The following is a 6,326-nucleotide window of genomic DNA, read 5'->3' on the forward strand; positions in this document are numbered from 1 at the left end:
CGCAGCACCGCGAACGGCGTGTCGCCCGATGCGGCCGCGAATGCGCGCAGTTGCGCACCGACGCGCGCGTCGAGTGAAAACACATGGCGTGCGCCGCGCGCGCTGCGGCGTGCGGGTCGTGCCGTCGCGCCCGGCAGCGCCAGCACGCCGCGTTGCGGATCGAGCCGTTCGCGCCAGAACGCGAGCTGGCGATCGCGCTCGCCGGCGTCGAGCCAGCGGCGCTGCCACAGCGCGTAATCGGCGTACTGGATCGGCAGCGGCGCGAGCGGCACCGGCTCGCCTGACGCATAGGCGCGGTAGAACGACGCAAGCTCGAACAGCATCACACCCGACGACCAGCCGTCCGACACGATGTGATGCACGGTCAGCGCGAGCCAGTGATGCGTCGCATCGAAGCGCACCAGATGCGCGCGGACGAGCGGCGCCACGCCGAGATCGAACGGCTCGGCTTCGTCGGCCGTCGCGACGGTTTCCGCGCGCGCCATGCGCTGCGCGTCCGGCAGCGCTTCGAGATCGGTTTCACGCCACGGGCAGCGCAACGGTGCGTGGATCGTTTGCGCGACGCCGTCCTGCGCTTCGTCGAAGGTCGTGCGCAGCGCCTCGTGGCGCGCGATCAGCGCATCGCACGCAAGACGCAGCGCATGCGCGTCGAGCGGGCCCGTCAGTGCCAGGCGCTCGGTGATGTGATATGCATCGGGCGCATCGATCAGCCGCGCGTGCAGCCACAGCCGCGTCTGCGCGAACGACGCCGGCACGCGGTCGCTGCGTGGGGTGCGCGGCGGGATCGGCAGCACGCGGAAGTCGATGCCGGCCGCGCCGAGCTTGTCGATGAAGACCGCGCGCTGCGCGTCCGGCAGTTGCGCGAAACGCGTCGCGAGCGCGAGCCAGTCGGGTTGAGCCTTCGTCATCCGTCGTCCTTATTGGGTTTCCAGTTCGCCGAGCAGCGCATCGATCGCGCTCGCCGCATCGGTCGCGCCGCGGGCCGCGCAGGCCGCGTCGATCGCCTCCGCGCAGCGCGCCAGCGTGCGTGTGTCGAACAGCGTGCGCAGCGGCAACGCGAGCCCCCAGTGCAGGTTCGCCTGCGCGTGGGCCTGCGTCGCGAGCAGCGAATGGCCGCCGAGCAGGAAGAAATCGCCGTCGCGGCCGATCGCGTCCACGTGCAGCACGCGTTGCCAGATCCCGGCGAGCGCGCGTTCGGTGTCGGTCGCCAGCTCGACTTCCGCCACTGCTTCGCGCACCGGCGCGGGCAGCGCATGACGGTCGCACTTGCCGTTCGGCGTCACGGGCAACGCATCGAGTTCGATCAGTTGCGACGGCACCATGTAGGCCGGCAACTGCGCGCGCAGCGTGTCGAGCAGCGCCGCCCGGTCGAGCGGGCCCGCGTCGCCGCGTGCGACATAGCCGATCAGTTGCTCGTCGCGCACGATCACGACCGCGTCGTTCACGCCGGGCGCCGCGCGCAGCAGCGCCTCGATTTCGCCCGGCTCGATCCGCTGGCCGCGCAGCTTCACCTGCGTGTCGACGCGGCCGAGATAGTCGAGCGCGCCGTCGGCACGCCGGCGTGCGAGGTCGCCCGTGCGGTACATGCGCGCGCCCGGCACGAACGGATCGGGCACGAAGCGCTCGGCGGTCAGCGCCGGACGGCCGAGATAGCCGCGCGCGAGGCCCGCACCCGCGAGATACAGTTCGCCGGTCGCGCCGGCCGGCACCGGCTGCCAAGCCGCATCGAGCACGTGCAGTTGCAGGTTCGCGATCGGATGGCCGATCGGCACCGCGGCCGCATGCGCGTCGTCGGGGCCGCAGGTCCAGTGCGACACGTCGATGGCCGCTTCGGTCGGCCCGTACAGGTTCACGAGCGTCGCGTCCGGCAGCAGCCGCGCGATCTTCGCGACGAGTTCGGGCGCGAGCGCCTCGCCGCTCGCGACGATCAGGCGCACGCTGTCGCATTGCGCGGCGGCCGAGAAATCGTCGAGATACGCAGCGAACGCGGCAAGCATCGACGGCACGAAGTGCAGCACCGTCACGCCGTGCGCATGGATCGCGGCCGCGAGACGCGCCGGATCGCGATGGTCGCCGGGCGCGGCGATCGCGAGCTTCGCGCCGATCGCCAGCGGCCATACGAATTCCCACACCGACACGTCGAAGCCGAACGGCGTCTTGTGCAGCACGACGTCGTCGCGCGTGAGCCCGTAAGCGTGCTGCATCCACGCGATCCGGTTCGCGAGCGCGCCGTGCGTGTTGCCCGCGCCCTTCGGCTTGCCGGTCGAACCGGACGTGTAGATCAGGTACGCGAGCTGGGCGTCGTCGATCGCGGCGGTCGCGCCGGCGGCGTCGCTTGCGGCTTCGTCGGCGAGCAGGTCCGCCACCGTCAGCAGCTGCGTCGTGACGCCCTCGCCGAGCGCGGCCTCGACCTGCTCGCGCAGATGGGCCTGCGTGATCGCGACGGCCGGCCGCGCGTCGCGCAGCATGTAGGCAATGCGCTCGGCCGGATAGTCGGGATCGATCGGCAGGTACGCCGCGCCGGCCTTCAGCACGCCGACCAGCGCCATCACCATGTCGAACGAGCGCTCGACGCACAGCGCGACCGGCGTGTCGGGCTGCACGCCGCGCCGGCGCAGCGCAGCCGCGATGCGTGACGTGCCGACATCGAGTTCGCGATAGGTCGCGCGATGCACGCCGCCGTGAACGTCCGCGTATTCGAGCGCGATCGCGTCGGGCGTCGCCCGTGCCGCCTCGGCGAATTGCAGGTGCAGCGGCTGTTGCTGCGCAGCCGGCCATGCTTGCGCGGTGTCTTGCGCCCGCGCCAGTGCGTCACGGGTGGCTTCGTCGGCGATCGACAGCGTGCCGAGCAGCGCCTCCGGCGTGCGGGCCAGTGCATCGAGTGCGCACGCGAACGCGCGGTGCCAGGTCTCAACCTGCCGCGCGTCGATGCGCGCGGTGTCGTAGCCGTAGTCGATCGTCAGCTCGGCACCGCTCTCGATCACGAGCGTCAGCGCGAAATCGGTCGCTTCGATGCTGCGCACGCCGCTCAACGCGAGTGCGCGCGGATCGGCGTCGCGCGCCGTCTCGTCGACCGGGTAGTTCTCGAACACGACCAGCGTGTCGAACAGTGCGCCGCCCGCGCCGCGCGCCCAGCGCTGGATGTCGGCGAGCGGCGTGTGCGCGTGCTCGGCGGCGGCCGCGTTCTCGCGTTGCAGCGTTTGCAGCCAGTCGGCCGCGCGTTGCTGCGGCGCGGGCGCCGTGATCACCGGCAGCGTGTTGATGAAGAGACCGAGCACCGAATCGACGTCCGCGAGTGCATCGGGGCGGCCCGCGACGGTCGCGCCGAACGCGACGGCCGGCTGGTGCGTCATCCGCTGCAGCGCGAGCGCCCACGCGCCCTGCACCAGCGTGTTGACCGTCAGCTTCAGTGCGCGCGCCGTCTGCGCGACACGCGTCAGCGTGTCGGCATCGAGCGTCGTGCGCCACGTGACCATGTCGGCGTCCGCGCGGTCGGCCGTGCGTTCCGCGATCAGCGTCGGTGCGTCGAGTCGTGCGAGGCGTTCGGTCCAGAAGCGCTCGTCGGCGTCGCGGTCGCGCGTGCCGAGCCACGCGATGAAGTCGCGATAGCGCAGCGCCGGGCGGCTCGCGAACGGCGACACGGCGTCCGGGTCGCGATAGTCGCGCAGCACGTCGGCGAGCAGGCGCGCGGTGCTCCAGCCGTCGAGCAGCACGTGATGACGCGTCCACACGACGCGCCAGGCGTCGTCGCTCACGCGGATCAGCGTAAGCCGCATCAGCGGCGGCTCGCGCCAGTCGAAGCCGCGTGCGCGATCGGCGGCGAGCCATGCGTCGAAATCGGTATCGAACGTGTCGCCGCGGGTGCGCCAGTCGAGCTGTTCGACCGGCATTTGCGCGTGGCGATGCACGCACTGCAGCGGCGCGGCTTCGTCCGGCATCACGCTCGTGCGCAGGATGTCGTGGCGCGCGATCGACGCTTCGAATGCGGCCGTGAACCGGTCGGCGTCCAGTGCTGCCGCGGTCGCGACGAGCTGGTTCACGTAGCTGGCGTGACCGGGGGCGAACAGCGCATGGAACAGGATGCCCTGCTGCATCGGCGACAACGGGTAGACGTCGTCGATCGTGCGCCAGTCGAGCGGCGTGCGTTCGATCGCGGCCTGCGTGAGCCCGGCGGCCTGCGCGAGCGGGAAATCGCCCGGCGTCGCGCCACCGCCGCGATGCGCGACGCGCGATGCGCACGCGTCGACGAGCTCGCGCAGCGCCGCCGCGAAACGTTCGGCGAATGCGTCGATCGTCGCACGCTCGAATTGCGGTGCGCCGTAGACCCAGTGCACTTTCAGCGTGCGTGCGCCGTCGCGATCCGTGTCGAGGTACGCGTGGATCGCGAGCGTATTGCCGAGCGGCCCCTGCGGATCGCGCTCGACGCCGCTGCCGCCGAAGCGCGGCACGAGCGTGGCGTCGCGCGGCGCGTCGAACTGGCCGAGATAGTTGAAGGTGACACGCGGACGCGGCACGGCGCCCAGCGCCGCACGCGTCGCCGCATCGCCGTAGTGCGCGAGCACACCGAAGCCGAGCCCCTTGTGCGGCACGGCGCGCAGCGTGTCCTTGACCGCGCACAGCGTGTCACTTGCCGTGGCCGCGACCGGCAGCGTCACCGGGTAATGGCTCGTCAGCCAGCCGATCGTGCGGCTGGCATCCACGTCGTCGAACAGCGCCTCGCGGCCGTGCCCTTCCAGTTCGACACGGCACGATGCGGCACCGCTCACGCCGGCCAGCGCCCGTGCGAGCGCCGCGCCCAGCAGTTCGATCGTCTGCGTGCGATAGGCCGCGTGCGCGTCGGTCAGCGCCGCACGGGTCAAGGCCGCGTCGATCGTCTGCACGACGACGGCCGCATCGGCGTTCGTCGCCGCTGCGTCGGGATGATCGGGCGCGATGTCGTCGCCTTGCGCCATGCCGGCCCAGTAAGCGGCCTCGGCCGCGAACGGCGATGCCGGTTCCGTTGCCGCACGGGCGAGCCGTGCCGCCCATGCATCCGCACGCAGGCCCGGCTGCGACAGTCGGACCGGCGCGCGTTCGCATGCGGCACGATAAGCCGTGTCGAGGTCGTCGAGCAGGATGCGCCACGACACCCCATCGACGATCGCATGGTGAATCGCGAGATAGAGCTGCGTCGAGCCGTCCGGCAAGCGTGCCGCGCAGGCGCAGGCAAGCGGCCCGCGGCCGAGGTCGAGACGGCGCTGCAACGCGTCGAAGCGCGCGAGCGCGTCGGTTGCGTCGCGGGCGGCGACTTCGACGAACGGCAGCGCGTCGTACGGCTTCGCCGCATCGCTGGCGTGCCACGTGCCGTCCGCGCCGCGCACGAAACGCTGGCGGAACGCGTCGTGATGCGTCAGCAATGCGTCGAACGCGCGCGCGAATGCCTCCGCGTCGAACGGGCCACGCACGTCGAACGCAACCGACTGGTTCCAGTGGCCCGGATGCGGGATGTCCAGCGCGAAGAAGCGCTGCTGTGCGGGCGTCAGGACCTTGGCCGTCACCGGCGCGCTGGCTGCGGCGGCAACGGCAGGCTGCGCGGGAGCGGCAGTCACGGCTTCCGTCTTCGCGATACGTGCGAGTTCAGCAACCGTCGGCCCGTCAAACAGTTGCTTCGGCGTGAAGCGCACGCCGCGTTTGCGCGCGCGGGCGATCACTTGAAGCACGAGGATCGAATCGCCGCCGAGCTCGAAGAAGTTGTCGTCACGGCCAACCTTCGGCGCTTTCAGCACGGCCTGCCAGACTTCGGCGAGCACCGTTTCGACCGCGCCCTGCGGTGCATCGCCAGCGGCGGTCACGACCGGGGCGGCCGCCAGTTCGCGCAACGCCGCGCGATCGATCTTCCCGTTCGCGGTCACCGGCAGGCGCGCGAGTGCGACGAATTGCGCCGGCACCATATAGTCGGGCAGCTTCGCGGCAAGCGCCGCACGCACGGCAGCCTCGTCGAAGGTCGCGCCATCGCGCATCACGACGAACGTCGCGAGCCGCAGGCGGCCGTCGTGTTCGATCGCGAGCGTCTCGGCCTGCGCGACCGGGCCGGCCGCGCGCACCGCCGCACTCACCTCGCCCGGTTCGACGCGATAGCCGCGAATCTTCACCTGGTCGTCGATACGGCCGAGGAACGCGAGACGGCCGTCCGCACGCAAGCGCACGCGGTCGCCGGTGCGATACAGCCGCGCGCCGGGCGTGAACGGATCGGGCACGAAGCGCTCGGCGGTCTGCGCCGGACGCCCGAGGTAGCCGCGCGCGACGCCCGGCCCGCCCAGGTACAGCTCGCCCGTCGCACCGGCCGG

At 71.7% G+C, this 6,326-nt stretch carries 2 protein-coding genes; both read right to left on the bottom strand.

The genetic code is table 11. The features are described 5' to 3' along the window. A partial coding sequence (locus G3N98_RS37725) for a condensation domain-containing protein (protein WP_241026257.1) occupies positions 1-908 on the bottom strand: 908 nt, incomplete at its 3' end. A 9-nt stretch (positions 909-917) separates the two neighbouring features. Further along, positions 918-6,326, bottom strand: a 5,409-nt coding sequence (locus tag G3N98_RS37730) for a non-ribosomal peptide synthetase (protein WP_206150966.1), incomplete at its 5' end; no start/stop codon positions are given.

It is taken from the genome of Burkholderia sp. Tr-20390 (assembly GCF_017104595.1).
Classification (GTDB): domain Bacteria; phylum Pseudomonadota; class Gammaproteobacteria; order Burkholderiales; family Burkholderiaceae; genus Burkholderia.